This window comes from Paenibacillus sp. 32352, from assembly GCF_002042965.1.
GTDB lineage: Bacteria > Bacillota > Bacilli > Paenibacillales > NBRC-103111 > Paenibacillus_S > Paenibacillus_S vulneris.
In genome coordinates, this window is record NZ_MZNT01000001.1 from 13643 (window position 1) to 39715 (window position 26073).

A 26073-nucleotide genomic window follows, 5' to 3' on the forward strand; every position below is an offset into this window, starting at 1 on the left:
AATTTTTTTTGCAGCGCGATGAAACTCCGAGCAGGGTTGCCTCGTATGTATAGTGTAAACATCGATGTTACTGTAAGATAAGAACTAAAGCTTTTCCAATACAATAGAACATTCATGGGAGGAATTTGGGTATGGGAATCTTCAAAAGATTGCGTGACTTAACAATGGCTTCGATTAACGATTTGTTAGATAAAGCGGAAGATCCGGTGAAAATGCTGAACCAATTCTTGCGCGACATGGAAGAGGACATCAACGAAGCCGAAGTGGCTGTAGCGAAGCAAATTGCGGTTGAGAAGAAATTCAAGCAGCAATACGAAGAAGCGTTCGAAATGGTGCAAAAGCGTGAAGAGCAGGCTCTGAAGGCTCTGGAGCAAGGCAATGAAGATTTGGCCCGCCGTGCGCTGCAGGATAAGAAAGAGCATCAAACCCGTTATGAAGAAATGAAAAAGCAATACGATATCGCCAGAGGCAATGCAGATCGTCTGCGCGATCAGCTGCAAGAGATGAAAGACGAGTTTACCAAAATGAAAAACAAAAAGGATTTGCTCGTAGCTCGTGCGGAAGCGGCAAAAGCGCAAAAGCAAATCAACCAGGCGATGTCCGGCTTTGGAACGGATAATGCGGCTAAAGGCTTTGATCGTATGTCGGAAAAAGTATTGCAAATGGAAGCGGAGGCGGAAGCAAGCAACGAGCTTCGTTCCAAAAACCGCAGTCTGGATGATGAATTGGATCAATTGGGCAAGAGCGATGGCGTTGACGATGAGCTTGCCGCTTTGAGAGCCAAGCTGGCGGCAAAGAAGGAATCCTAATCCACCCCGAACAATAGTATCGACCAAGCAAGAGACTGCGGCTTCGGCCACAGTCTCTTCAAGCGTTAAAGCCGTTTCATATTCAATCCCGTACCCGAATATGTTTTTCTTATCCGGGGAATTCCCCGAAATGCAACGAAACAATCAGGATTCGCTACTTTTGAGGTTTTGTAGGGAGGTGTCGATACTTGAATGAAGAGGTGGATGTCATGCTAAATAATCCTTATATAGAGACGCTGGCTTTTTTCTCCGTTGCCGTCGTAGCTCTCATTGTGTTCCTCGCCATCTTTGAGCTAGTGACCCGATATAAGGACTGGGAAGAAATCAAGAATGGAAACCTGTCAGTAGCTATGGCTACCGGAGGCAAAATATTCGGGATTTGCAACCTGTTCCGCTTTGCTATTTTAAATAACGATTCCGTGCTCCATTCGCTGATTTGGGCCGGCTACGGCTTTATTTTGCTTCTGGTCGCCTATTTTATATTTGAATTTTTGACGCCATACTTTAAAATAGATGAGCAGATTCAAAAGGATAACAAGGCGGTTGGATTCCTGTCGATGGTGATTTCCATCTCCATGTCGTATGTTATCGGTGCGAGTGTAACTTAAGATGGCAGGGCTAGATCCGGAGGGCATGAAATGAAATATTTATGGGGCAGTTTACTGGCCCTGGCGCTTGTGTTTTTCGTCTGGGGCACGTATTATTTTATTAAACACGGCTAGTAAGTTGAATCGGAGGAATGTACGGTGCCGCAATCGCATGATCAAGTATGTCCATGGTGCCAAACCGAGATTGTATGGGACCCCGAAATCGGTCCGGAGGAAACCTGTCCGCACTGCTTTAATGAGCTCGGCGATTACCGCAGCATTAATTTGAAGGTAGGGCAGGACGAGCAAGAGGTGGATTTGGACGAAGAGGAAGCTGACGATCCTGAGGATGATGAGGACCTCGAGGAATATGAGGACTACGAGGAGTTTGAAGGGATCGAAGACTACGAGGAAGGCGTACAGCGTGTACTGGACACGCAGGAGGATACGCCGGAATGTCCTGTCTGCCACAGCTTTATGCTGCTAACAGGTACGCAGACCATGCAGCAAGGCTTCGTTCCTGTCATCCCGCCGCGACTGAACCAGCCTTTGGTTAAGGCGGCTCACAGCACGAAGGTCTTCGTCTGCCCTTCCTGCTTCAGAGTGGAGCAGGTATTGTCCGAGGAAGACCGTCTGGCGATGATCGAGCTGTTAAAGCAGCACGGCCATCAATAAGCTCGGCTCTCAAAAAGGAAATTCCCACTAGGATGGGGATTTCCTTTTTTTTCATTCCCTCATGTTTTTCATAGAGAGGGGAAGGTTAACAAGGACGTCATAATCCTACATAACAGGTGAGCACAATGCATTCTGGAACCAAACAATTTCCGCACAAATGGGTGCGGAGCAAAGAGCAGCGCACAGGGTGGCGCTACGACGGCGACGAGAGTGAGACTTCCTCCGGGAAGGGAGGCAGGCTGACAGCACAATCCAGGCTGCTTCTGACCGTTCAAGGCTTGGTGGCTGCGGCCAACGCTTTGTCAGGTACGTTTGTCAACGTCTATCTGTGGAAGGCGCGGCAGGACTTTGCTCTTATCGGCTGGTTTACGCTGATTAACCATGTGGCGATGGCTCTGACCTTTTGGCTTGCGGGAAAATGGGTCAAGGAGCATAACAAGATGAACTGTTTACGGGCCGGAGTGGCGGTATCCGCCTTGTTTTATACGCTGGTGCTGTGGTTCGGAACCAACGCGGTTCATTTCTACCTGCTCTTGGGGGTTATTCTCGGGATGGCTTCCGGTTTATTTTGGCTAGCCTTCAACGTAGTATATTTTGAGGTGACGAATCCAGGGAATCGGGATCGTTTTAACGGATGGGCCGGGTTGTTAGGGTCCGGGGCAGGGATGATCGCTCCGTGGATCTCCGGCTTTTTAATCATTCATTTGAAGCAGACGAACGGATATCGCGTGATCTTTACACTGTCTCTTGTCATTTTCGTGATTGGTGTCATATTCAGTTTTTTTCTGAAAAAAAGAAAGTCCCAAGGACATTACGAATGGTTCCTTACCCTGCGCTGTCTGAGTCAAAAGGAGACGCTGTGGCGTACGGTGTCACTCGGCTTAGTGGCTCAAGGCGCAAGGGAAGGCGTGTTTGGTTTCATGATCGGTCTGCTTGTTTATGTTCATACCGGCAATGAGATGAAGCTGGGGAACTTTGCCCTGATTACCTCGGCTGTTTCTTTGGTCAGCTTTATGATTACAGGAAGGCTGCTGAAGCCGAAATACAGGAAGAAAGCGATGCTGATCGGAGCGGTCATGATCGTCCTTGTCATTCTGCCCTTTTTCTGGAAGGTCAATTTTTTGACTTTGCTCATTTTTGGGGCCGGCGTCGGACTTTTTTTCCCGATGTACTCGATTCCTATGACCTCCTCCGTATTTGATTTGATCGGCAAGCATGAGGATAGCGTAAAGCATCGGGAGGAGTATATCGTGATGCGCGAGCTTGCTTTGAATGCGGGCCGTATTACGGGGACGGCCGTTTTTATTGCTGTGGTGGCTATGACTTCCTCTCCTGCCGCGATGAACTGGCTGCTCCTGGGCATCGGCTGCACTCCGATTGCATCCTGGTTTTTCATGCGAAAGGTTCCGATGGATAAACCGGTTAAGGCGTCGTAATCATCCTGCTATGGAGCCTTCCGGCAGTATCCAGGCTGTTGACAAAATAAGGAGCGCCGTTACAATTAGGACGAAGGTGTGGAGCATAGAGCGACGAGTCCTGTGCGGAAAGGAGTGGCTTTAGATGAGCAAAAACAATCGAATGGTCAACAGCGTTACGGAACTTATTGGGGATACGCCGGCGGTACGCTTGAACCGGTTAACGGGGGAGAACGACGCCGAGGTATACGTCAAGCTGGAATATTTCAATCCGAGCGGAAGCGTGAAGGATCGGGCGGCCATGAACCTGATAGCCCAGGCGGAAAAAGACGGGATCTTGAAGCCGGGCGCTACGATTATCGAGCCGACCAGCGGCAATACCGGAATCGGGCTTGCCATGAATGCGGCGGCCAAGGGCTATAAGGCGATCCTGGTCATGCCGGATAACATGACGAAAGAGCGTATTAACATATTGAAGGCGTACGGAGCTCATGTAGAGCTGACCCCTGCCGATCAAAGAATGCCGGGAGCGATCCGCCGCGCGCTGGAGCTTCGGGATGAAATACCGGACAGCTTCATTCCGCAGCAATTCGAAAATCCGGCGAATCCGGATATTCACAGAACGACTACGGCATTGGAAATTATCGAGCAGACGGAGGGCAGGCTGGATGCTTTCGTGGCTTCATCGGGAACGGGAGGCACGATTACCGGCACAGGCGAGGTGCTTCGCGAACGCATTCCGGGCATTCAAATTTATGTCGTCGAGCCTAAAGGCTCCCCGGTATTGTCCGGCGGCAAGCCGGGCCCGCACAAATTGGTAGGAACCAGTCCCGGCTTTGTTCCGGCTATCCTTAATACGGAGGTGTACGACGAGATCGTACAGGTGGCCGATGAGGACGCGCTTCGCACGACCCGGGAGCTGGGGAGCAAGGAAGGGATTCTGGTCGGTCCATCCGCCGGCGCTACGGTGTGGACTGCGCTGCAGGTAGCCAAGAAGCTCGGTAAAGGGAAGCGGGTATTGTGTATAGCTCCGGATACGGGAGAACGGTATTTGAGCATGGGCATCTTTGTTTAAGTAGGGACGAGCACCTCGCGAGAGGTGCTTAAGTTTGTTGAAGAACCTGAGAATCCGAAAAACGGCTATGGTACCCGGTAGGGTATCCCCTTCCGGTCGCTGTTGTTCTCGGAAAACTCGATCATATTGCTTCATAGCAGTGATTTTCCGAGAACAAAGGCGAACGCTATCGCTCCTGCAGGGGACACCCTACCTATCACCTTTTGCATTTTTCTCAAAGATAGGATTCTCAACAACCTGGAGCACCTCGTGAGAGGTGCTTTTTTGTTTTGGTTAGGAACTAGGGGAAGCTCGCTCGGAAGAAGCAGCAAGCATTCAAAATTAGGCAGGAATAATTGAAAAATAAGTTGAATAAAAATGCATATAGATGTATAATTATAAGTGTAGAACAATACAAGGTAGGATGGTGATTGACTTGATTATAGCATTAGAAAATGAGCCTCCTGCACAAGGACAGTTTGAGCAATTGCTGGCATCCGTCGAGGATCATGCAGCCGATGCGGAACTTCTGTACAAAACGTACTGCCAGAGCCCTTATGTGATCGCCGCTTATGACAAAGGCCGGCTGGTGGGCATCGGAAGAGTGACAGGAGAGTCGGACGGGCAAGGCGGGCTGCAAATTACCGTGCTTGAGGATTACCGCTGCCACGAGATTGAAGCGAACATACGCAGGCTGTTATCGATTCACCGTTAGTAGCATTTTTACAGCAGCCTATTATTTCTTATATAGATTTTATGCAAGCCCGAGGCTATTGTGCCCTGCGGGCTATTTTTGCGTTGAAGGGATGGCATGCAGACTTGGCTCAGCCCAAGCAAGAGCAATTTTATTTTGCAAAAAGCCGCCGGTTGGGTGTAATATGGAGTAATAATTTATCTATCCATGACATGTAAGCGGAAGACAGGTTTTGTCTAACGCAAAACCTGGAAGGAAGCTAATGTAAGGCACAACTCTTGGGAGGGTTAACCACCGATGGAACAGTTTAAAATGCGAATTATTGAGCTGCTTAAGGAAGACGCGAGAAGAACCCCGGCGTTAATAGCAACTATGCTGGGTGCGCCGGAGGCGGAAGTGGCGGAAGCGATCAAGCAATTGGAGGATGCGCACGTCATTATCAAATACGCGCCGATTGTGAACTGGGCGAAGGTGGACAACGAGAAGGTAACCGCATTGATTGAAGTTCAGATCACCCCGGAACGCGGCCGCGGCTTCGATGCGATCGCCGAGCGCATTTACTTGTATCCGGAAGTCAAATCCGTATATTTGATGTCCGGAGCCTATGATTTGCTGGTAGAGATCGAAGGGAAAACGCTGAAGGAAGTCGCTTCTTTCGTATCCAATAAGCTGTCGCCGATAGACCGCGTTTTATCGACCAAAACACATTTCATACTTAAAAAATATAAGCAGGACGGCATCACCTTTGAAGATCATGAGGATGACCGCCGTATGTTAATCTCCCCGTGAAGGATGATGAGTGATGATCAAACAACATGAGCCTTCTACAAAGTCGATGTCGGGTTATTTGGCTCCCTTGGTGAGAGAAATCCCCCCATCAGGGATCCGCAAATTTTTTGATCTGGTCAGCGCCAGCAAGGATATCATTTCTCTTGGTGTCGGCGAGCCGGATTTTTGCACGCCTTGGCACGTGCGTGAAGCCTGCGTGTATTCCCTTGAACGCGGCAATACGAAGTATACGCCGAATGCAGGAATGCCGGAGCTAAGGGAAGCGATCGCCGAGTATTTGTACGATTCGTTCCATGTGCCGTACGAGCCTTCTGACGAAATCCTGGTTACGGTGGGCGGCAGTGAAGCCATTGACTTGGCCTTGCGTGCCTTGATCGTCCCGGGGGATGAAGTGCTTGTTCCGGAGCCTTGCTATATCTCCTATTCTCCGATTACGAAGATCGGCGGGGGGATTCCTGTCGGGATCGAGACGTTCGCGAAGGATAATTTCAAGCTGACTCCCGAAGCCTTGAAGGCGAGCATTACACCTAAGTCTAAAGTACTGATTCTGTGCTATCCGAGCAACCCGACGGGCGGCATCATGACGTACGAGGATTGGCTCCCGATTGCAAAAATTGTTGAGGAAAACGACCTTATTGTCATTTCCGACGAAATCTATGCAGAATTGACTTACGAGCAGAAGCATGTCAGCTTCGCTTCCTTGCCAGGCATGAAGGACCGCACCATCCTGGTCAGCGGCTTCTCCAAAGCCTTCGCGATGACCGGCTGGAGGATGGGCTATGCTTGCGGACATAGGGATCTAATTTCAGCGATGCTCAAAATTCACCAATACACCGTCATGTGCGCACCTGCTATGGGGCAAGTCGCAGCTCTCGAGGCTTTGAAAAACGGTATGGATGAAAAGGATCGCATGGTAGAGTCCTATAACCAACGGCGCCGGCTTGTCGTTCAAGGCTTCCGGGACATCGGGCTCGAGTGCCATGAGCCGCAGGGAGCGTTCTATGCCTTCCCTTCGATTGCCTCTACGGGACTAAGCTCGGAGGAGTTTGCCCAGCGTTTGCTTCTTGAAGCGAAGGTCGCTGCGGTGCCGGGATATGTGTTCGGCTTGGGCGGAGAAGGCTTCGTGCGCTGCTCCTACGCGACTTCCGTCAATCAATTGCTGGAAGCGATCGAAAGGATCGGAAATTTTATACGTAAATTATAGTTTCGACAAAAGTAGTCATTTCCATCCCCGACAAAAACTGTTATCTTTAATAGTATAGAAGTTTCATATCCTTTGGGGTTATGGGACTTCCGAATCTAAAGATATGCCAGGGGGGGATGAAGAATGGCTTTTCCGGAATATCAGCTTAGGCATTACCCGCAAATCGGTTGGATTCGAGAGAATAATCAGCAAGCCAAGTGGTTTTTTGGGAAAAAGAAGCGGTCATCTTCTGACGTATCTTTGGAAGAAGAGATTTATAGGTTGCGTCAGGAGCTCGAACGACTGGTTCAGAGCGAGCAATGCTTGACCTCACCGGAAGTTGTGAAGATCAGCATGATCCTGGACAAAAAGATAAATGAGTATATGAATCGAAATAAGAGGAGCCGGTAACGGTTCCTTTTTTTACATTTCAGCCTGCGGCCATCTCCTTTTTTATCTCTAGTTTTGAAAGAAACGAGACATTTATGATATGATTGGGGGTAATAGCAATCCAAGAAAGCGCATCTATAAGGAGAGGGAACATGAAAGGGAAATTCATGCTCATCATCATGCTGCTGCTGGTGCTAGCCGGCTGCGGCGGGGGACCCAAGGCTGATGTATTGATTTTTATGACAGGCCCCAATGGAATTCCGAACGAAGTGGGAGATAAGCTGCAGGCTGCGCTGCAAACGAAGCTTGGCGAAGCTCCGACCGTAAAGATTCAGACCACGCCGATGTTTTCTATGGATAAATTGGTCGTTGAAATTGCGGCGGGAGATAACAGCATCATTATTGTGCCGACGGAGCAGTTTAAAACGATAGGCCAGCAGGGCGGCTATGTCAGTCTGGATGATGTGGCGAAGCAGGAGGATTTTCCCGGAGGCGTGCTGGAGCTCCCGGTAGATTCCAAGGATAAGAATGCAGCGCCGAAGAAAGAGAAGCATTTGTACGGTATTCCTTTGGAACAAACCAAATGGTTTACAGAGCTTAATCTGAATGGCAAAGATTTGGTAGCCTTCATTCCGGCCAATGCCAAAAATCTGGAAAAAGGCTTGCAGGTGATGAAGGTCATCGCGCAAAAATAGACCTAATGGACGTTCCTGCTGCATAGGCAGGTCTGACTTTAATTTCATAGAGTTATCCGACTAGGTGCCTGTCTGCTTAACAAGCCGGCAGGTTAAAAGGGAAGCCGGTGTGAATCCGGAGCGGTCCCGCCACTGTATTTTGGAGGGAGAGTCTCATAATGCCACTGTTCTGAACCGGAATGGGAAGGCGAGGCCTCCGTACAACTCCATAAGCCAGGAAACCTGCCTAATCGGGAATAGACCGGGCCTTTTCGAGGAAAAAGGAGCGTCGTTTGCACGCGCTGCGTTCTGAATAACGGACAGCGTCTGCAATCGCATGCCCTCTGCTTCCTAATTGCAGCGATCAGGATCAGAGGGTTTTTGACGTGCATGCAAACCGGGACATGGAACAGGAACGATACAATGGGATGGAAGGACAAAGGGAGGTACCACAATGTGGAGTGAAATGAAACGAAGCGGCAGAAAAAAATGGCTGGCGGCTGTACTGGGTCTGGCGCTTGTGTTCAGCGCAGCCGGCTGCGCGCCGAAGGAGACGAAGCCCTCGGGCACGGCAGATCTGAAGGAGCCGGCTAAAGCGAGCAGCGGAGAACAGACAAGCCCTCCAGCCGCGAACGCAAAGGCTACAGTATATCCGTTGAAAGTGAAGGATGCAACAGGCAAGGAGTTTACCTTTGAAAAGGCGCCGGCCAAGATTGTGTCGGTGTCTCCCAGCGAGACGGAGACTCTGTTCGCTCTGGGCTTGGGCGACAAAGTCGTCGGCGTATCCGACTTTTGCGATTATCCGGAGGAAGCGAAGAAAAAGCCTAAGATGGGCAGCATCGTGAAGCCGAATGAGGAAGCGCTGATTGCGGCTAACGCGGATGTCGTGCTATCGGGCGTATCGCTCAAAACAGCAGCCGTCGAGCAGCTCAGAGGCTTGAATGTGAACGTGTTTAAGGTAGAGCCCAAGACGATTGACGACGTCATGAACAATATTTTGAAATTCGGGCAAATTTTTGACAAGCAGGAGCAGGCGGAGAAGCTGGTAGCTTCTATGAAGGCGGATCGTCAGAAGGTTACGGATGCCGTCAAGGATCTGAAGCCGGAGCAAAAGAAAAGGGTGCTCATGGAATTTTCTCCGGGCTGGACGGTAGGGAAGGGAGAATTCATGGACGAGCTGATCACCTTGGCTGGCGGTATTAATGTTTCTTCCGACATTACCGGGTACGCGAAGCTGAATGAAGAAAAGGTGATCGCGGATAATCCTCAAGTGATTTTGTACCCGAAAAATCTGATCGATGAAAATTCCAAGAAGTCCATGGATCAAATCATTAGAGAGCGTACTAGCTGGGCTAATGTCGATGCGATCAAAAACAACAAGCTGGCGGGGTTGGATAAGGACTCGATCAGCCGTCCGGGACCGCGGATTACAGCAGCGCTGGTAGATGTAGCCAAAGGCATTTATCCGGAATTGGTGAAATAAAATGAAGCGGAAGCTAATGGCATGGGGAGGAGCGGGAGTGCTGCTCCTTCTTCTTTCCGTGACGATCAGTTTATCCATCGGTACGGTTCATGTGCCGCTCCTGCATGTATGGGGCATTCTGGCGCATCATCTGCCCGGAATCGGAGGCTCGGTTCCCGTGGACTGGCAGCCGGCCTCCGAGCAGATTATTTGGCGCGTCCGGCTGCCCCGCGTACTGCTGGGGGTGCTGGTAGGCGCCTCCTTAGGCATTGCGGGAGCGGCCTTCCAGGGAGTGCTGCGCAATCCGCTGGCGGACCCCTATACGTTGGGGGTTTCTTCCGGCGCCTCGGTCGGCGCTGCTTTCCTGATCTTGTTCGGCCTACAGTTTGCCCTGCTGGGCTCGGCAACCGTTCCGGTTGTCGCATTCATTACAGGAGCGCTATCCTTGATCACTGTGATTATGCTCGCAAGAACGGGCGGTAAGATACGAATGGAAGCCCTGATTTTATCCGGGGTCGTCATGCAGGCTTTTCTCGGGGCCTTCGTCTCGTTTATGGTCGCGATGTCCAAGCAGGTTATTAATGAAATTGTGTTTTGGCTGATGGGCAGCCTGGCGCTTCGGGGCTGGATGTATTCGCTTGTGCTGCTGCCCTACTTGGCGATCGGCGTCATGATCCTGTTCGGCTATGGAAGAGCGATGAATTTATTCGCTTTGGGCGAGCAGCAGGCGGCCTATCTGGGTATAAGGGTCGAGCGAACGAAGCTTATTGTGCTGGCGGCTGCAACGCTGATTACGGCGGCGGCCGTGTCGGTCTCCGGGGTCGTAGGCTTTGTCGGCCTGATCGTGCCGCATTTGCTGCGGCTGATCGTAGGGCCGGACTATCGGCTGCTGCTGCCTCTTTCCCTTATCGGGGGAGCAATCTACGTACTGTGGGCGGATACGCTTGCCCGTACGGTCCTGAGTCCGACGGAAATTCCGCTCGGAGTGGTAACCGCGTTCATGGGGGCTCCGTTTTTTGCCTATTTATTAAAAAGAAGCAAGCGATTGTCGAACGAATAATTTACGATGCCAAGATGTTGAAGGGAAGGGGGCTGCAGGAAATGAACAGTGAGGAAGCTCATGCAGATGAGAAAGTTATTGCCGTGGAGGGTGTGGGATTAGCGTATTCCTCGAGGCAGGTGCTCGATAAGGTGAGCTTTTCGGTATCCTCGGGCGAATGCTTCGGCATCATCGGTCCGAACGGCAGCGGCAAGTCGACGCTGCTGAAGCTGATCTCCGGCGTCGAGAAGCCTTCTGCAGGCCGGGTCCTTCTGAATGGCAAAGAGGCGTGCGAATACCCGCGCAAGCAGCTGGCCCGATGGGCGGCCGTGCTCCAGCAGGATGCCCTTCCCCCGCTTGGCTTTACCGTGCGCGAGGTCATTGCGATGGGCCGCTATCCGTTTCAAAACTGGCTCGGCGATGAAGCCGGGGCTGTGGACTCGGAGCGGCTAATCGATGACATCCTCGAGCGGCTGGAGCTGCGACCGCTGGAGCACCGCAGCATCGACGCATTGAGCGGCGGCGAACGGCAGCGCGTCGCGCTCGGTAAGGTGATGGCGCAGCAGCCGAAGCTTCTGCTGCTGGACGAGCCGACCACGTATCTGGATATTGGCTATCAGGTCCAGATGATGGATTGGATTCGCTCCTGGCAGCAGGAATCGGGTCTTACCGTCATCGCCGTGCTGCACGAATTGAATTTGGCCGCGCAATATTGCGGCAGGCTGTTATTGCTGCAAAACGGCCGTATAGCAGGGATCGGCGAACCGGAGGAGGTTCTCCGAAGCGAGCTGCTGGAACGGGTATACCGTACACAGCCGATCGTGCTTAAGCATCCGGTTAACGGCGTACCGCAAATTCTTTTGCAGAGCGGGGCCGATTCATAGCATTAAAGGATATAGGAACCAGATTTGGGAGGGACACGAACGATGTACAATAGAGATTGGCTGAACCGGGCGGTGTCAGAGATAACGCCTCTGGATCAGGAGGCGATGGAGGCGGCGGAACGCCATCTGGACCAGCTGACCAAGCCTCCGGGCAGCTTGGGCAAGCTGGAGGAAGTGGCACGTCAGATGGCCGGTATTAGCGGCCAAGTTGTGCCTGAGCTGGGGAAGAAAGCCGTCATTGTGATGGCGGCGGACCACGGCGTATGCGAGGAAGGCGTCAGTGCGTTCCCGGCTGAGGTGACTCCGCAAATGGTGATGAATTTCCTGAACGGCGGAGCGGCGGTTAATGTGCTGTCAAGGCATACGGGTGCGGACGTCGTCTGTGTCGATATCGGGGTGAATGCGGATTTGGAGCATCCCGGGCTAGTTTCGAGAAGTGTTCGCAAGGGCACACGCAATATGGCGAAGGAAGCGGCAATGACCGAAGAAGAGGCCATTCAGGCGATAGTTACCGGCATGGACCTGGTCAAGGAGCTGGCAGGTGAGGGTTACACCCTGTTTGCGACAGGAGAGATGGGGATTGGCAATACGACGGCCAGCTCAGCGCTATTAGCGGTATTAAGCGGAACCGATGTCGGCGTTACGGTTGGTCGTGGGACCGGAATCGACGATCAGAAGCTGCTGCACAAGCAGGCCGTCATTGAACGGGCGATTGCCGTCAATCAGCCCGATCCGGCAGATCCGATCGATGTGCTTGCCAAGGTAGGCGGCTTGGAAATCGCCGGGTTGACCGGCGTCATCCTCGGAGCGGCGATGCATCGCAGGCCGATTGTGATCGACGGCTTCATCTCCTCGGCGGCCGCCTTGGCAGCAAGCCGTATCGCTCCGCTTAGCGCGTCATACATGATCGCTTCGCACTTATCGCAGGAGCAAGGACATGCGCGCTTGCTCGAAGCGGTGGGCTTGTCCCCTATGCTGCGCATGGATATGAGGCTTGGCGAGGGCACGGGAGCCGTGCTGGCTTTTCCGCTTATTGAAGCGTCGGTGAAAATCATGAAGGAGATGGCTTCCTTCGCCTCGGCGGGCATCTCTACCTCCAATAATTGATGGAAAGGCTGGACGGCAAATGCTGGTATTGGTGACGGGCGGAGCCCGCAGCGGCAAAAGCTCCTTTGCCGAAGCTTACGCATCGCGGCTTGAGCAGCGCGGCATTTACATCGCGACAGCCCAAGCGTATGATGAGGAAATGAAAGCACGGATCGGCCTTCATCGGAAGCAGAGAGACGAAGCAGGCTTCCCATGGACGACTCTGGAGGAGCCGTTTGAGCTGGACCGATTGTTAAACGGCTGGTGCGATCAGATGGCTGAGCATTCCGGCAGCCAGCCTAACGTGCATCCGCAGCCTATTGCTGCTGAAGGAGCCGTTGTCCTGGTCGATTGCCTTACCCTCTGGCTGTCCAACTGGCTGCTTCGATACGAGCAGGATGCCAATGCCGAGCAGCTGCTTAGGCAGAAGGTAGACGAGCTGACTGCCGCCGGACGGCAATTCGCTGATGAGGGGCGTCATCTGGTGCTGGTAACCAACGAGGTTGGTTACGGTCTCGTGCCGGAATATAAGCTGGGGCGGCAGTTCCGGGATTTGTCGGGGATCATGAATCAACGGCTGGCACGGGAGGCTGAGCAGGTGTTCCTCGTAACGGCAGGAATTCCGATGGAAATCAAGAGCCGGCAATTCCAATGGTAGACACCGGATTTGGACCCATCCTCGTTCGCAGCCGCTTATCTGCATGATGGGCTTGGACAGAGGAATTATTACATATACAATGAATTGACTTTGAGCAAGCAAAAATGGCGATCAGGCAGTTCAAACGGGCGGGTGGATTTGGTTGTTGTTTTATTCTTGGCAGGAAACCGCTGTGATGCTGGTTTGCGCGATGATGATCGATTGGTGCATCGGGGACCCGCGCTGGCCGACCCATCCCGTTATCCGGATAGGACAATGGATACGCTGGGTCGAGTCCAAGCTTCACCCGGAGGGAGTCCGTCGCTCGGAGGCCGATGAACGATGGAGAGGCTTCCTGTTAACCGTATCGACGTTGGCGATTTCCTTTGGAGCCATGTGGCTTCTGCTTTGGGCTGCCCGGTGCATTCATCCGTGGCTGGGCTACGCGGTAAATACATGGTTCATCTCGACGACGATAGCGATTAAGGGCCTTAAGGATGCGGCCATGAAGGTGTACGTTCCTTTGATGCAAGGACGTATGGAGGAAGCGAGAACCTATACCGGCTATATTGTCGGCAGAAATACGTCGGAGCTCGACGAAGCCGAGCTTACGAGGGCAACGGTAGAAACTGTAGCCGAGAATACGGTGGATGCGGTCGTATCCCCGTTGGTGTATGCGTTTCTAGGGGCGGCGCCACTGGCTATGCTGTACCGCGCAGCCAACACGCTGGATTCCATGGTCGGCTATAAAAATGAGAAGTATTTGTTCTTCGGCTGGGCTTCCGCACGCTGGGACGATGTGATGAATTGGGTCCCCGCGCGGTTAACCGGTGCCTTTCTGGTGTTAGTATCGGCCGTAACCAGCGGCTGCTCCGCCTTGCGGGCTGCGCAAGCGATTCGCCGGTTTGCCCGGCTTCATCCAAGCCCCAACAGCGGCATTCCCGAATCGGCGGTCGCCGGAGCGCTCGGCATCGAGCTTGGCGGTGTGAACGTTTATCATGGGAGAATCAGCGAGCGGGCACGAATGGGCTGGCCGCTTCGTGAAAGACGGATGGATGATATATTGAATACCGTTCGTCTGCTCTATGGGGTTAGTATTTTGATTGCAGGAGGGCTGCTGTGCGCATATTGCTGGACTTTATGGTAAAAGGGTTGGCTGCGTGTGCCGCAGCCTTTCAATTTTTAACGCGGCTTCCCGTGCCGGTTACATTGGAGTATAACGATGCGCTGTTTCGGCGCAGCGTCGTCTTCTATCCGTTAGTAGGTGCGGTAATGGGGCTGCTGCTTGGAGCTGCAGGCTGGCTCCTGCAAGGCTGGCTGCCGCCGGGAGTGACTTCCGTCCTGCTGCTGGCCCTCTGGGTCGCCATGACAGGGGGGCTGCATCTTGACGGCTTAATGGATACAGCCGATGGCATTTTCAGCTACCGGTCCCGGGAGAAAATGCTGGAGATCATGAAGGATAGCCGGGTCGGCGCGATGGGGGTTATCGCCTGTGTGCTGGTTCTTTTGTGCAAATGGACCCTGTTGCAGCAATGGCTGCCGCTCTCATGGACGGGATCTTTATTCGTGCTGCCACTGGCCGCCCTCTGGAGCCGCTGGTATATGGTGGTCGCCATTGCCTTCTGGCCTTATGCGAGGCAGGAGGAGACGGGACATAACCGGATAGGGGCTTTCTTCCGCGGCCTGCAAGCGAAGCATGTGATCCTTCACACGGGTTTGGCGCTATTGTTGACCTGTTGCTTGGTATGGATGATGGGAGAGTCCTTGTTGTCTTCCGCACTCATTATAGGGGCAGCGGCTCTGGGTTGTTTGGCAGCCGGGGTGTCGATATCCGTATTTATCAGCCGCAAGCTCGGCGGGCTTACAGGGGATACCTACGGGGCTATCAACGAGCTTTTGGAAGTCTTTTTGCTGTTATTGTTATATATGGTCATACATTCGTAGATAAAACGGTTTATCCGGTTGCTATCAAAATGGTTTAAGAGAATGGGGGAGCCTGAATGCTGGAACGATACGGGCATGGGGGAGATTTATGGACGGCCGCCGAGGCGTTTGGCAGAGGCAAGGACGAATTTCTTGATTTCAGCTCGAATATGAATCCGATAGGACCGCCTGCAGCGGTGGAGACCATATTGAGAGAGCATTGGAGGGACGTCGCCGCTTATCCCGATCCCGCTGTGCGTGAACTGCGGAGGAAGCTCGCGGAGCACTATGAGATACCCATGGAATCGATTCTGGTCGGGAACGGCGCGGCGGAGCTGATTGACCTGGCGGTTCGGGTTATTAAGCCTCATGTGACGGCATTGGCAAGACCGTCCTTTTCGGAATATGAGGAAGCGGTGGATAAAACGGACGGGAGCATCCATGAGCTGATGCTGCGGGAAGAGAAGGGCTTTGTCATGCAGCTTGACGATGTGGAAAAAACCATCGAAGCCTCGGACATGCTCTTCTTCGGTACTCCGAATAATCCGACAGGCAGGCTGCTGCCGCGGGATGTCCTCAGGCTGCTTGTGCAAGCCGATAAGCCGGTGATCCTCGATGAAGCGTTTATCGATTTTTGTCCGAATGAGGATCAGCTGACGATGCTTCGTCAGGCGGCGGTCTCACCCCAGCTCATGGTCATTCGGTCGATGACGAAATTTTATTCGATTCCCGGCCTCAGGCTCGGGTTTATTGTCGCACATCCCGATACAATTTCGAAAATGCGGAGCCAGCAGGTACAATGGAGTGTCAATACGATGGCCCAATTGATCGGTACTGCGGTGCTGGAAGATAAAGATTACGCGCGTCGGACTCATGCTTGGCTGGCGGAGGAACGTCCGTGGCTGACAAGCAGGCTGCAATCCTTAGGCCTTACTGTCACTCCGAGCGATACAAATTATCTTTTGTTTTCACTTCGAGGGCTGGGACTTACGGTGAAGGCGCTGCAATCCGAAATGGGGCGGCGCGGTATTTTGATCAGGGACGCATCGCTGTTCCCAGGCTTGGACGAAACTTACGTTAGAGTTGCGATCAGGCTGCGCGAGCATAACGAACGGCTCCTTACCGGGCTTCAAGAATCCATTCAAGCCTTGCTTGAGCAATCCAATCCGCCGATCGTCTTAGCGGCTTCGGATATATCGAGTCGTTCACCGGAGCAGGCTATCCCTTACGCAACGTCAGGACAATCGGAGCTTCCCGGCAGTGCGTCCGCTTTAACGAACAGCGCTGCAGATCCATCGATGGCAGCTCCATTAGCCGCAGCGCTGATGGTTCAAGGAACATCCTCCGATGCAGGGAAGAGCCTTATAACGACGGCCCTCTGCCGAATTTTGCTCCAGGACGGCTTGCGCGTCGCACCGTTTAAATCGCAAAACATGTCGTTGAACTCCTATGTGACCCCTGACGGAAAGGAAATCGGAAGAGCCCAAGGGATGCAGGCGGATGCCTGCCGCATTCCGGCCACGACGGATATGAATCCGATCCTGCTGAAGCCGAAGAAGGACATGGTATCTCAGGTCGTCGTTCACGGGAAGCCTTACCGGGATTTGGATGCGCGGACGTACCGGGAGAACTATTTAAGCGAGGCGGAAACGATCGTCAAGGACGCGCTGAACAGGCTGAGAAGCTCGTTTGACGTGGTCATCCTTGAGGGGGCCGGCAGTCCTGCGGAAGTGAATTTGAAGGATCGGGATATCGTCAATATGCGCCTCGCCGGCTGGGCGGATGCGCCTGTTGTGCTTGTAGCCGACATCGATAGAGGAGGCGTGTTCGCGTCCATTGTAGGCACCATGGAGATTTTCACCCAGGAGGAGCGGGATCGTGTCGCCGGATTCATCATTAACAAGTTCCGCGGTGACGTGACGCTGCTCTATCCGGGACTGGAATGGCTTGAGAAACGGACAGGCAAGCCGATCCTCGGCGTCGTTCCTTACTTGCCCGATCTGGAGCTGGAGGACGAGGATTCCGCCTCGCTAGACCGGAAGCTGGCTACGGGCATTTTGGCCAAAGGCAGCTCGGCAGCGCCATATTTGGCGGGTGAGAGGGGAGCCAGGGAGGCCGATCAGGAACTGCTGGATATCGCCGTTATCCGGCTGCCCCGATTATCCAACTTCACGGATATAGACCCGCTGCTGTATGAGCAGGACGTGCGGCTTCGCTTCGTCAGCTCGCCGGAAGAGCTCGGGCGGCCGGACGCTGTCATTTTACCGGGCAGCAAAAATACGGTGGATGACTTGCTGTTTTTAAGGCAGAACGGCTTGGAGCAGGCTCTGCTGCGCCATGCGGAGCACGGTGGAGCCGTGGTAGGCATCTGTGCCGGCTACCAAATGATGGGCAGCAAGCTGCTGGACCCGGACCTGGTGGAATCGGATCATCCGGAGCTGGACGGACTCGGCCTGCTGCCTACGGAAACGGTGTTTACCCCAGATAAACGGACGGTCCGTGCGGAAGGAACGACCTTCCTGCAGGAAGGAATTCTTACAAGTCCGGCGCCGCTGCCGATTACAGGTTATGAGATTCACATGGGGAGAACACGGTTTTTGGAGCCCGTGAAGCATCCTTTTCTCATTAAGGAAACGGGCGGTAACGAGAGCTTGCATGAAGATGGGGTTGTCGCTGCGAACGGCAGGCTGTGGGGGACGTACATCCACGGCATTTTACATAATGACGACTTCCGCAGGCATTGGCTGAATACGCTCCGGGCAGAGAAAGGCTGGGGACCCAAGCTGGCTGAGCTCCGCTTTCAAGAGCGTAGAGAGGCGGCCTTCGACCGGCTGGCGGATCATGTAAGACGCCACTTGGATATGAAGCGGGTCTATGAGATGATAGGGAGAAAGGCCAAACATTTTGAAGGAGGCGATCCTCAATGAGAATTTATACGCGCACCGGCGATGCCGGACAAACGGGCGTTATTGGCGGACGTGTCGATAAGGACGATGTACGTGTAGAGGCTTATGGCACGGTTGACGAGCTGAATTGTTTTGTCGGGCAGGCAATGGGCTTTTTGGATGAAGAAAGGTTTGCCGACCTGCTAGCCGACTTGCTGGAGGTTCAGCATGAGCTGTTCGACTGCGGCTCCGATCTGGCTCTTTTGAAGCAGGAGCTTCGCCCCTATAAAGTCACCTCCGAGATGGTGGACCGGCTGGAAGCCTGGATCGATAAATACGATGCGGAGACACCGGACATCAAAAAATTTATTTTGCCGGGGGGAGTCCAGGCCTCTTCCGCACTTCATGTGTGCCGGACCGTCTGCCGCCGTGCTGAGCGCAGGGTGGTAACGCTGGCAAGAACACAGCCGATTAACGAGCAGGTTCGCCGCTATTTGAACCGGTTATCTGACTTGTTCTTCACCGTAGCCAGATTGGCCAATGCTCGAAGCGGGGTCGGCGACGTGGAATATGCTCGCAGTGCCGAGGTGTTCCGCCGTAAATGAATTCGTATTATGAACCTTTAGTATACCGTGTCTCGCCGGAGGAGGAAGGGTTTCTTCTGAAGACGATCCTGCAAAGCCGGATGCACTTGTCGCGCAAGCTGCTGTCTCGGTTAAAGCTGACCGAGCAAGGGATTACGGTGAACGGCCAGCGGCAATATATCAGCATTCGCGTTCATGAGGGCGATGTAATCGAGGTTCGGATGCAGCAGGAGGAGTCGGATGACATTTTGCCACAGGACCTTCCTATCTCGATCTTATATGAGGATGACCATCTGTTGGTCTTGAACAAGGCGGCCGGGATGATCGTACATCCGACGCACGGGCACTATGTAAATACGCTCGCGAACGGTGTTGTATATTATTGGCAGCAAAAGGGACAGAGCTTTCGTTTCCGGCCTATCCACAGGCTGGATCAAGAGACATCCGGCACGCTTGCCGTCGCTAAAAACCCGTTCGTCCATCAGCAGGTATCCGAGCAGATGCAGGCGCATCAGGTGAAGAAGGAATACATCGCTCTGGTCTATGGTGTTATGGCAGAGGATGAGGGTACGGTTGATGAGCCGATCGATCGCGATCCCGAGCAGCCCCATATCCGGATTGTTACAGAGACGGGGTATTCCGCGGTAACGCATTATAAAGTAGAGCGCAGGTTCAAGGATGCCACCATGGTGCGGCTGTGGCTTGAAACCGGCCGGACGCACCAGATCCGCGTTCACATGAAGCATCTCGGCCACCCGCTGTTGGGCGACAAGATGTATAAGCTGTCCAGCGCGAATGAAGCAGAGGAAGCGGAAGGCGAACGGCATCAAGTCTACGGGCTGGACAGGCATGCTCTGCATGCCTGTACGCTCGGCTTCGTGCATCCTTCGACGAAAGAGTGGATGGAGTTCCATGCTCCGCTTCCCGAGGATATGGAGCGGTGCATCCGCTTGCTGGAGGAACAGGGTTGAGGGAGCAGATTCTGCGGAAACCGCAGAATCTTTTTTTCGTAGTGATAAGGGAGCGGTTTCCCGGCTGCGACTTGACATTGCTTCAGCTTTCACCGAAAATTTAATGAAAACCAATGATTTTCCAAAAGGAGCTCTTACCATCATGAGTAAATCTGTCATCGTCTATCAATACCCGCAATGCGGCACTTGCCGAAATGCCTTGAAATCTTTGAAGCAGAAGGGCTTGGACGTACAAGCCGTGCATATATTCGATAATCCGCCGAATCGTGAGGAGCTTAAGAAAATGATCGCGGATAGCGGGCTGGATATTAAAAAATGGTTCAATACATCCGGTGAGGTTTACAAAGAAATGCAGCTGAAAGACAAGCTGCCGCAAATGACCGAGGAAGAAAAGATCGATTTGCTCGCATCGAACGGCAGGCTGATCAAAAGGCCTGTGGTGACCGACGGCTCTACCGTAACGGTAGGCTACAAGGAAGAGCAATACGAAGAGGTTTGGGGCCGCTAAATGCGGAATGCGAAGGAGCGTGACAGGATTGCAGCAAAACAATAAAAAGAAAAATCCGTTCTGGATGATCGGCACGGTAGTTGTTTTTCTGTTAGCCAAAGGAAAATGGCTGTTGTCGCTATTGAAGTTCGGCAAGTTCGGCGGCGTATTTATCTCCATGCTGCTCTCGATAGGCGGCTATGCGTTATTGTTTCCATGGTGGTTCGCTGTAGGGCTTGTTCTGCTCATTCTGGTCCACGAGCTGGGACACGTGATAGCTGCGAAGCAGAAGGGGCTTCCTGTCAGCGCTCCGGTGTTTATTCCGTTTCTCGGAGCATTGATTACAATGAAGCGCCATCCGAGAGACGCGGTTACCGAAGCGTACATGGCTTTCGGCGGTCCGATTCTGGGCACGGTAGGCGCGCTGGTAGTGTTTGGCCTGGGGTATTTGATTAACAGTCCCACCTACAGTCCCTTATTTTACAGCTTGGCGCTGGCCGGATTTATGATCAATTTATTTAATCTTCTCCCGATCCATCCTCTGGATGGGGGGAGAATCGCGACGGCAGTGTCCAGATGGCTGTGGCTAGTGGGATTAGTCGGGGGCCTTGTGTTAATCATTTACAACTTCAGCTTCATTCTGCTCATCATCTGGGCTATGTTTGCTTACGATCTGTATAAAAAATTCGTCAAGCACCGCAAGCACGGGGAGCAGAGGATGGTCAGCGCAAGCTTCCTGGTTCCGGCGGAGCCTCTCATAGAGCAGGGATACATCATCCCGGGAGAAGAGCATAAACGCGAGCTTCCTTTTGTTACTTATTCCGATCTGGAAGGACAGCAATTTGTCCATGTCATCTGGGAAGGCTTGAAGTTTCAGGGGACCATACCGCTGATGCAGCAGGGAATTATTCAAAAGGTGCATGTGACGCGGCTGGAACGGCTGCAAAAGGAAGAGGGCCTGCACTTGATGGTGCATTGCCAGGTCGATTACGAGTTATTTGAAAATGACCGTTACTATGAAGTACCGAACGCAACCCGCTGGACGTACGGGATTAGTTATTTGGCGCTTGCCGCATTTTTGTTCGGGATGATGGCGGCGGTTCATAAGGTAGGCAACATATAATCGGAGCAAAGAGGTCGTTGATCCAATGAAACAATTTCAATCCAAGCGGTTATCCCATCTGGGATCCGCTATTTTTTCTGAAATGGCGCAGTGGAAGCAAGAGGTGATGAGCCGCGGAACCGACGTCATAGATCTGGGCATCGGCAGTCCGGACCGCCCGCCTTCGGAGCGGGTCATCCAGGCAATGGAACAGGCGGTTCGCAAGCCTGAAGTATACGGTTATCCAACCTCGGAAGGAAGCCCGGCTTTCCGGCAGGCCGTAGCCCGCTGGTACCAGCATCGCTTCCAGGTCTCTCTTAATCCGGAGACGGAAATCGTGGCCTTAATGGGTTCGCAGGACGGCTTATCCCATCTGGCCATGGCGGTCGCCGACCCTGGAGATTTGGCCATGGTGCCTGATCCGGGATATCCTATCTACTCAGCCAGCCTGGTGCTTGCGGGGGTGGAGCCCTATTTTCTGCCGTTAAGAGAAGAGAACGGATTTCTGCCAAAGCTCGAAGAGATTCCAGAGGAAGTAGCCCGTAAAGCCAAGTTCATCTTGTTGAATTACCCCAGCAATCCACTATCTGCGGTTGCGACGCGTCCGTTCTTCGAGCAGCTTATCGCCTTCGGCAAACGGTACGACCTGCTTGTCGTGCATGATCTTGCTTATTCGGAAATGGCCTTCGACGGATTCCGTCCGATGAGTATTCTGGAAATAGATGGGGCGAAGGATATTGCCGTAGAGTTTCACTCCTTATCCAAGAGCTTTAATATGGCAGGCTGTAGAATCGCCTTTATGGTAGGACAGCCTGATGCGGTGCGAGCGCTTCGGATACTGAAGTCCAATATCGACTACGGTGTGTTCAAGGCGGTTCAGGAAGCGGGAATCGCTGCGCTGGAGGAAGATATGGAGCATGGCGATACGGTTGCCGGTTTATATGAACGCAGGCGCGACCTTGTTATCGACGGGCTTGCAGCGGCAGGCTGGGTTATCCCGAAGCCCCAAGCGACCATGTTCATTTGGGCGCGCATTCCGGAGGGATGGACCTCTCGACAAATTTCCCGGGAAATCCTGTACCAGGCTGGCGTTGTCGTCATTCCGGGGGATGCATTCGGCAAGGAAGGCGAAGGGTATGTACGAATCGCGCTTGTACAGGAGGAGGACCGCTTGCGCGAGGCCGTGAACAGAATAGGACGATTTTTACAGACGGCAAAGCCTCCACAAAAGGTTTAATTATAGCAGAACGCTGCAGATTACAATCCCTGCTTGGTTCATGACGCAAATCAACTTATCGGAAAAGATAAGAAGACAGGCGTTCTGGAACCGGCGGGGATTTTTTTTGAGATTTTCAGCTTTCAACGAAAAAAAGCGATGTATCCTTTTTCCAGATGCACCTCATCAACTTTTTTCACCCCCCATCGAACTATTTCCTTCTCCAAAGCGTATTTACAGTGAATACAGGAACGGAGGATCGTTCATTGATGGATTATTCGATCTCTGAAGAGCAATCGCGGGCTATCTTTGAAGAGCATGCCCCCTATGTTTATGGAATCGCCCTGATGATCACCAAGTCTGCCATGCTGGCCGATGATATCACTCAGGAGACCTTTTTGCGCGCGTTTAACAAGTACCATCTGTATAACCCCGATAAGCCCTTGCGCCCATGGCTGTACCGGATCACGATCAATTTGGTGCGAAGCACGCTGCGCAAGCAGCGGTGGCTAACCTTCTTCGGTCAAGTGCCGGTTGAAGCAAGCGGCGGCTCCGTAGAGTCTATTGTTTTGAAAAATGAAAGCGAGCGTGAGCTATGGCAGCTGGTCAACCGGTTATCTCCCAAACGGAGAGAAGTGCTCATTTTGGTCTACTATGCCGGCCTGCCGCTGCATGAGGCTGCCGCTCTTCTCGATATCCGGCTCGGGACATGCAAATCGCGGCTTCATGCGGCTCTTCAGCAGCTTAGACAAAGCGACGCAGAGGATTATCATCTTACTTCGATTAAGGAGGCGCTCAAATGACATTACATCACGCTGCAGGGAAGCAGGAGGATGCATCGCTTGAACCCTCCAAAGCCGTTCAAAGGCGGATTCGTCAGCTGTCGCCCTCCTTTACCTTTGAAGAGCTGTGGGAGAAGCATAGGAGGGACCTGGGAGAGAAGAGGAATAGAGCTTCGCAAACGACCAAGCTGCGGACAAGATGGCTTTGGGCGGGTCATGCGGTGCTTTTGTGCGGAATATTGCTGGGAGGGCTCGGCTGGTACTCTCCTTCGGTCGGTGCCGCGTTGAAGAAGATTTTCTTTATTGATCTCTTTTACCAAAAGACCGGTGGATTGCTCGATGACGGGCTGTATCAGATTGAAAAACAAAATTTGGGCACCCCGACAAACATCTCGGTAACGGATAAAAATATTCAACTGACTGTAGCCGAGGTGTTCTACGATGGCGTTCAGCTGGTGATCAATTATCAGGTCGACTACCTGAAGAAGAATAAGATAACGGAGGAGGACGCCTCCTTCTATTATGAATATGACTTTGAAGGTGTACATCCAACGATGATGGGGACTCATGAATTCAGTATTACAGGCGACCATACCTTCGTAGGGACGATGGTGTACAATATGGAGCCGGTGCCCGACCATACGATCCTGAACATCAAAATTCCGAAAATCGGCACTACGTTCGGCAAGTGGGATGTTGCGGTTCCGATTTCCGTCGGTAAAGCAGAGCAATTGACTAAGATCATTCATCCTCAGCTGAAGGGCACCTATAAAGGGCACTCCTTTGAGGTTGAGGAGCTGACGCTATCTCCGGTAAGCACTCAGGTGAAGGTCAAGAGAGATGAATCCGCGGAGCTGTATTATCTGCTCGAGGATGACCTGCAAACTCCGTTTCTTTCCGGAGGCGGAATGGGCGGACAGGGGGAAGACCGGGAGAACTTCGGTCCTTTAACGGAGATGAATCCTCATCCGGCGTATGTAACCCTATTAGTCGGCGAGAGGAATCAAGGCCCGTCGATTCCATTTACACAAAGAGAGGAGTATGCGGACCTTTCGGGAGGGCTTCCGGTGACTCTAAAAGGAGCGGACGGAGGAAGCGTCAAAATTACCGGCATCCAACAGCTGGAGGACGCCACGGTCATTTACTATGAGGCCAGCAATGCGGCGAATCAAATTCCTTTTTTGATGTTCGAAAGCCCATCGGGAGAAAGAATCTCGTCCAAGAAACGGCCTGTCCGGCTTTCCAGAGACTTGTTCTCCTATCAATGGGAATTTCCCGGCATCTCCTCTTTATCCGAAATGAAATTACTGCTGATCGTAGACGAATTTTCCGAAGAATTTGAGAAGCCGATGAAAATCCGTATACCGCTGGATTGGGGTACGCGGCCGTAACGCTTTAAGAATGTCCGGTTCCAGGACGCATAAGCATTAAGGGGAGCCAAGGCCCCACTTGCGCTTCCCTAATGATACGATGTCGCCTTTTTGTACTTCGACTTGTCATTTATTTGAAATTTAAACGATTTCACAAACATGCTAAGATAAAGCCAAGTCGTTATTTCAAAGGAGAGATTATCGTATGTCTAAGAAGCTAAAAGTAGCTGTTATCGGCTGCGGAGGCATTGCCAAAGGGAAGCATTTGCCGAGTCTTGCCAAGCTTGAGCAAGTGGAGCTTGTCGCTTTTTGTGACATTATCGTGGAGAGAGCCGAGCAGGCCGCAGAGAAATATGGTGTCGCCGGAGCAAAGGTATACGAGGACTATCGGGAGCTGCTTAATGACAAAAGCATTCAGGTGGTTCACGTATGTACACCTAACGATTCCCACGCCGACATCTCGATTGCCGCATTGGAATCAGGCAAGCATGTTATGTGCGAGAAGCCGATGGCCAAGACGGCAGCGGATGCGCGGAGAATGGCAGAAGCTGCAGAACGGACCGGGTATAAGCTGACCATCGGTTACAATAACCGTTTCCGCTCCGACAGCATGTATTTAAAGCAGCTATGCGAAGCCGGAGAGCTTGGAGATATTTATTATGCCAAGGCTCATGCCATTCGCAGACGTGCCGTACCGACATGGGGCGTATTCCTTGATGGCGAGAAGCAGGGCGGAGGCCCATTGATTGATATCGGTACGCATGCGCTCGATTTGACGCTGTGGCTGATGAACAACTATGAACCCAAGGCCGTACTAGGTTCCACCTTTCACAAGCTTTCCCAAAAAGAAAACGCTGCCAATGCCTGGGGGCCATGGGATCCCAAGAAATTCACTGTTGAAGATTCCGCTTTCGGCATGATCACGATGAAGAATGGAGCCACTATCGTATTGGAATCGAGCTGGGCGCTGAACACACTCGATGTGAAGGAAGCGAAGAGCACGCTGTGCGGTACGGAAGGCGGTGCGGATATGGAGGACGGCTTGCGTATTAACGGCGAGAAGCACAGCCGGCTGTTCAAAAACCAGATTCAGCTGGATACGGGCGGCGTCGATTTTTATGACGGGAAAAAAGAGAACATGCAGGATACCGAAATCCGGTTATGGATCGATGCTGTATTGAACGACAAACAGCCGATTGTAACTCCGAAGCAGGCGTGTGTCGTATCGGAAATTCTTGAGGCGATTTATAAATCCGCCGAGACGGGCGAAGCCGTATATTTTGATTAAGGATCAAGAAAAGGTTTATTTTGATAAAAGTGCTTGTCGTATTCAAAACGAAGATGCGATATGATTCTAAATGACGGAGGTACATAG

General features: G+C 52.5%; 26 protein-coding genes and 1 riboswitch. All 26 genes read left to right on the top strand.

All coding sequences use genetic code 11. The annotated features are described in order from the left end of the window. Positions 1-131: 131 nt before the first annotated feature. The 26 genes from B1728_RS00050 to B1728_RS00175 all read left to right on the top strand — a co-directional run bounded on the left by B1728_RS00050 (position 132) and on the right by B1728_RS00175 (position 25986). The gene (locus B1728_RS00050; RefSeq protein WP_079908138.1) at positions 132-809 is read left to right on the top strand and encodes a PspA/IM30 family protein; all 678 of its coding nucleotides are present in this window, start codon (positions 132-134) and stop codon (positions 807-809) included. A gap of 209 nt (positions 810-1018) precedes the next feature. Then, a complete protein-coding gene (locus B1728_RS00055; RefSeq protein WP_377739962.1) occupies positions 1019-1417 on the top strand; it encodes a DUF350 domain-containing protein in 399 nt (132 codons plus the stop codon). Positions 1418-1555: 138 nt separating this feature from the next. After that, complete coding sequence (locus tag B1728_RS00060) at positions 1556-2071, top strand: hypothetical protein (RefSeq protein ID WP_079908140.1); 516 nt, start codon at positions 1556-1558, stop codon at positions 2069-2071. Positions 2072-2196: 125 nt separating this feature from the next. Next, complete coding sequence (locus B1728_RS00065; protein WP_079908141.1) at positions 2197-3507, top strand: MFS transporter; 1311 nt, start codon at positions 2197-2199, stop codon at positions 3505-3507. Positions 3508-3631: 124 nt separating this feature from the next. Beyond that, positions 3632-4561: a cysteine synthase A gene (gene cysK, locus B1728_RS00070; RefSeq protein WP_079908142.1), complete on the top strand. Its 930-nt coding sequence runs from the start codon at positions 3632-3634 to the stop codon at positions 4559-4561. A 415-nt stretch (positions 4562-4976) separates the two neighbouring features. After that, on the top strand, positions 4977-5255 hold the full coding sequence (locus B1728_RS00075) for a hypothetical protein (protein WP_079908143.1): 279 nt from the start codon (positions 4977-4979) through the stop codon (positions 5253-5255). A 276-nt stretch (positions 5256-5531) separates the two neighbouring features. Beyond that, entirely contained in the window at positions 5532-6023 is a 492-nt protein-coding gene (locus B1728_RS00080; RefSeq protein WP_079908144.1) for an Lrp/AsnC family transcriptional regulator, read from the top strand. Between the two features lie 13 nt (positions 6024-6036). Next, a complete protein-coding gene (locus B1728_RS00085) occupies positions 6037-7227 on the top strand; it encodes an aminotransferase class I/II-fold pyridoxal phosphate-dependent enzyme (RefSeq protein ID WP_079908145.1) in 1191 nt (396 codons plus the stop codon). Between the two features lie 123 nt (positions 7228-7350). Continuing rightward, on the top strand, positions 7351-7617 hold the full coding sequence (locus tag B1728_RS00090; RefSeq protein ID WP_079908146.1) for an aspartyl-phosphate phosphatase Spo0E family protein: 267 nt from the start codon (positions 7351-7353) through the stop codon (positions 7615-7617). A gap of 131 nt (positions 7618-7748) precedes the next feature. Continuing rightward, positions 7749-8291, top strand: a complete 543-nt coding sequence (locus B1728_RS00095) for a hypothetical protein (protein WP_079908147.1) — start codon at positions 7749-7751, stop codon at positions 8289-8291. 45 nt (positions 8292-8336) lie between these two features. Further along, a riboswitch (cobalamin riboswitch) is annotated at positions 8337-8535 on the top strand. A 189-nt stretch (positions 8536-8724) separates the two neighbouring features. After that, positions 8725-9753, top strand: coding sequence for an ABC transporter substrate-binding protein (locus B1728_RS00100; RefSeq protein WP_079908148.1), 1029 nt, complete (start codon positions 8725-8727; stop codon positions 9751-9753). A 1-nt stretch (position 9754) separates the two neighbouring features. Beyond that, positions 9755-10792, top strand: a complete 1038-nt coding sequence (locus B1728_RS00105) for a FecCD family ABC transporter permease (protein WP_079908149.1) — start codon at positions 9755-9757, stop codon at positions 10790-10792. A gap of 41 nt (positions 10793-10833) precedes the next feature. Then, positions 10834-11655 (top strand): ABC transporter ATP-binding protein, encoded by an 822-nt coding sequence (locus B1728_RS00110; protein ID WP_079908150.1) that lies wholly within the window; start codon positions 10834-10836, stop codon positions 11653-11655. 42 nt (positions 11656-11697) lie between these two features. After that, positions 11698-12762, top strand: coding sequence for a nicotinate-nucleotide--dimethylbenzimidazole phosphoribosyltransferase (cobT, locus tag B1728_RS00115; RefSeq protein ID WP_079908151.1), 1065 nt, complete (start codon positions 11698-11700; stop codon positions 12760-12762). A gap of 19 nt (positions 12763-12781) precedes the next feature. After that, positions 12782-13399: a bifunctional adenosylcobinamide kinase/adenosylcobinamide-phosphate guanylyltransferase gene (locus tag B1728_RS00120; protein WP_144027717.1), complete on the top strand. Its 618-nt coding sequence runs from the start codon at positions 12782-12784 to the stop codon at positions 13397-13399. A gap of 142 nt (positions 13400-13541) precedes the next feature. After that, positions 13542-14525: an adenosylcobinamide-phosphate synthase CbiB gene (gene cbiB, locus B1728_RS00125; protein WP_079908153.1), complete on the top strand. Its 984-nt coding sequence runs from the start codon at positions 13542-13544 to the stop codon at positions 14523-14525. Further along, positions 14498-15322 (top strand): adenosylcobinamide-GDP ribazoletransferase, encoded by an 825-nt coding sequence (gene cobS / locus B1728_RS00130; protein WP_256865180.1) that lies wholly within the window; start codon positions 14498-14500, stop codon positions 15320-15322. The genes cbiB and cobS overlap by 28 nt, the downstream gene beginning before the upstream one ends. A gap of 56 nt (positions 15323-15378) precedes the next feature. Then, positions 15379-18228 carry a cobyric acid synthase gene (locus B1728_RS00135; RefSeq protein ID WP_079908154.1) on the top strand — a complete coding sequence of 950 codons (2850 nt, stop codon included), beginning with the start codon at positions 15379-15381 and terminating at the stop codon, positions 18226-18228. Continuing rightward, positions 18225-18791, top strand: a complete 567-nt coding sequence (locus tag B1728_RS00140) for a cob(I)yrinic acid a,c-diamide adenosyltransferase (RefSeq protein ID WP_079908155.1) — start codon at positions 18225-18227, stop codon at positions 18789-18791. Before B1728_RS00135 ends, B1728_RS00140 begins: the two co-directional genes overlap by 4 nt. After that, complete coding sequence (locus B1728_RS00145; RefSeq protein WP_079908156.1) at positions 18788-19741, top strand: RluA family pseudouridine synthase; 954 nt, start codon at positions 18788-18790, stop codon at positions 19739-19741. Before B1728_RS00140 ends, B1728_RS00145 begins: the two co-directional genes overlap by 4 nt. A gap of 142 nt (positions 19742-19883) precedes the next feature. Next, entirely contained in the window at positions 19884-20249 is a 366-nt protein-coding gene (locus B1728_RS00150; protein WP_079908157.1) for an arsenate reductase family protein, read from the top strand. Positions 20250-20256: 7 nt separating this feature from the next. Further along, a complete protein-coding gene (locus B1728_RS00155) occupies positions 20257-21351 on the top strand; it encodes a site-2 protease family protein (RefSeq protein ID WP_144027718.1) in 1095 nt (364 codons plus the stop codon). A gap of 25 nt (positions 21352-21376) precedes the next feature. Beyond that, entirely contained in the window at positions 21377-22567 is a 1191-nt protein-coding gene (locus B1728_RS00160; RefSeq protein ID WP_079908159.1) for an aminotransferase class I/II-fold pyridoxal phosphate-dependent enzyme, read from the top strand. 248 nt (positions 22568-22815) lie between these two features. After that, complete coding sequence (locus B1728_RS00165; RefSeq protein WP_079908160.1) at positions 22816-23349, top strand: RNA polymerase sigma factor; 534 nt, start codon at positions 22816-22818, stop codon at positions 23347-23349. Continuing rightward, positions 23346-24719 carry a DUF4179 domain-containing protein gene (locus tag B1728_RS00170; protein WP_079908161.1) on the top strand — a complete coding sequence of 458 codons (1374 nt, stop codon included), beginning with the start codon at positions 23346-23348 and terminating at the stop codon, positions 24717-24719. Before B1728_RS00165 ends, B1728_RS00170 begins: the two co-directional genes overlap by 4 nt. Before the next feature lie 184 nt (positions 24720-24903). Further along, positions 24904-25986 carry a Gfo/Idh/MocA family protein gene (locus tag B1728_RS00175; RefSeq protein WP_079908162.1) on the top strand — a complete coding sequence of 361 codons (1083 nt, stop codon included), beginning with the start codon at positions 24904-24906 and terminating at the stop codon, positions 25984-25986. Positions 25987-26073 lie beyond the last annotated feature (87 nt).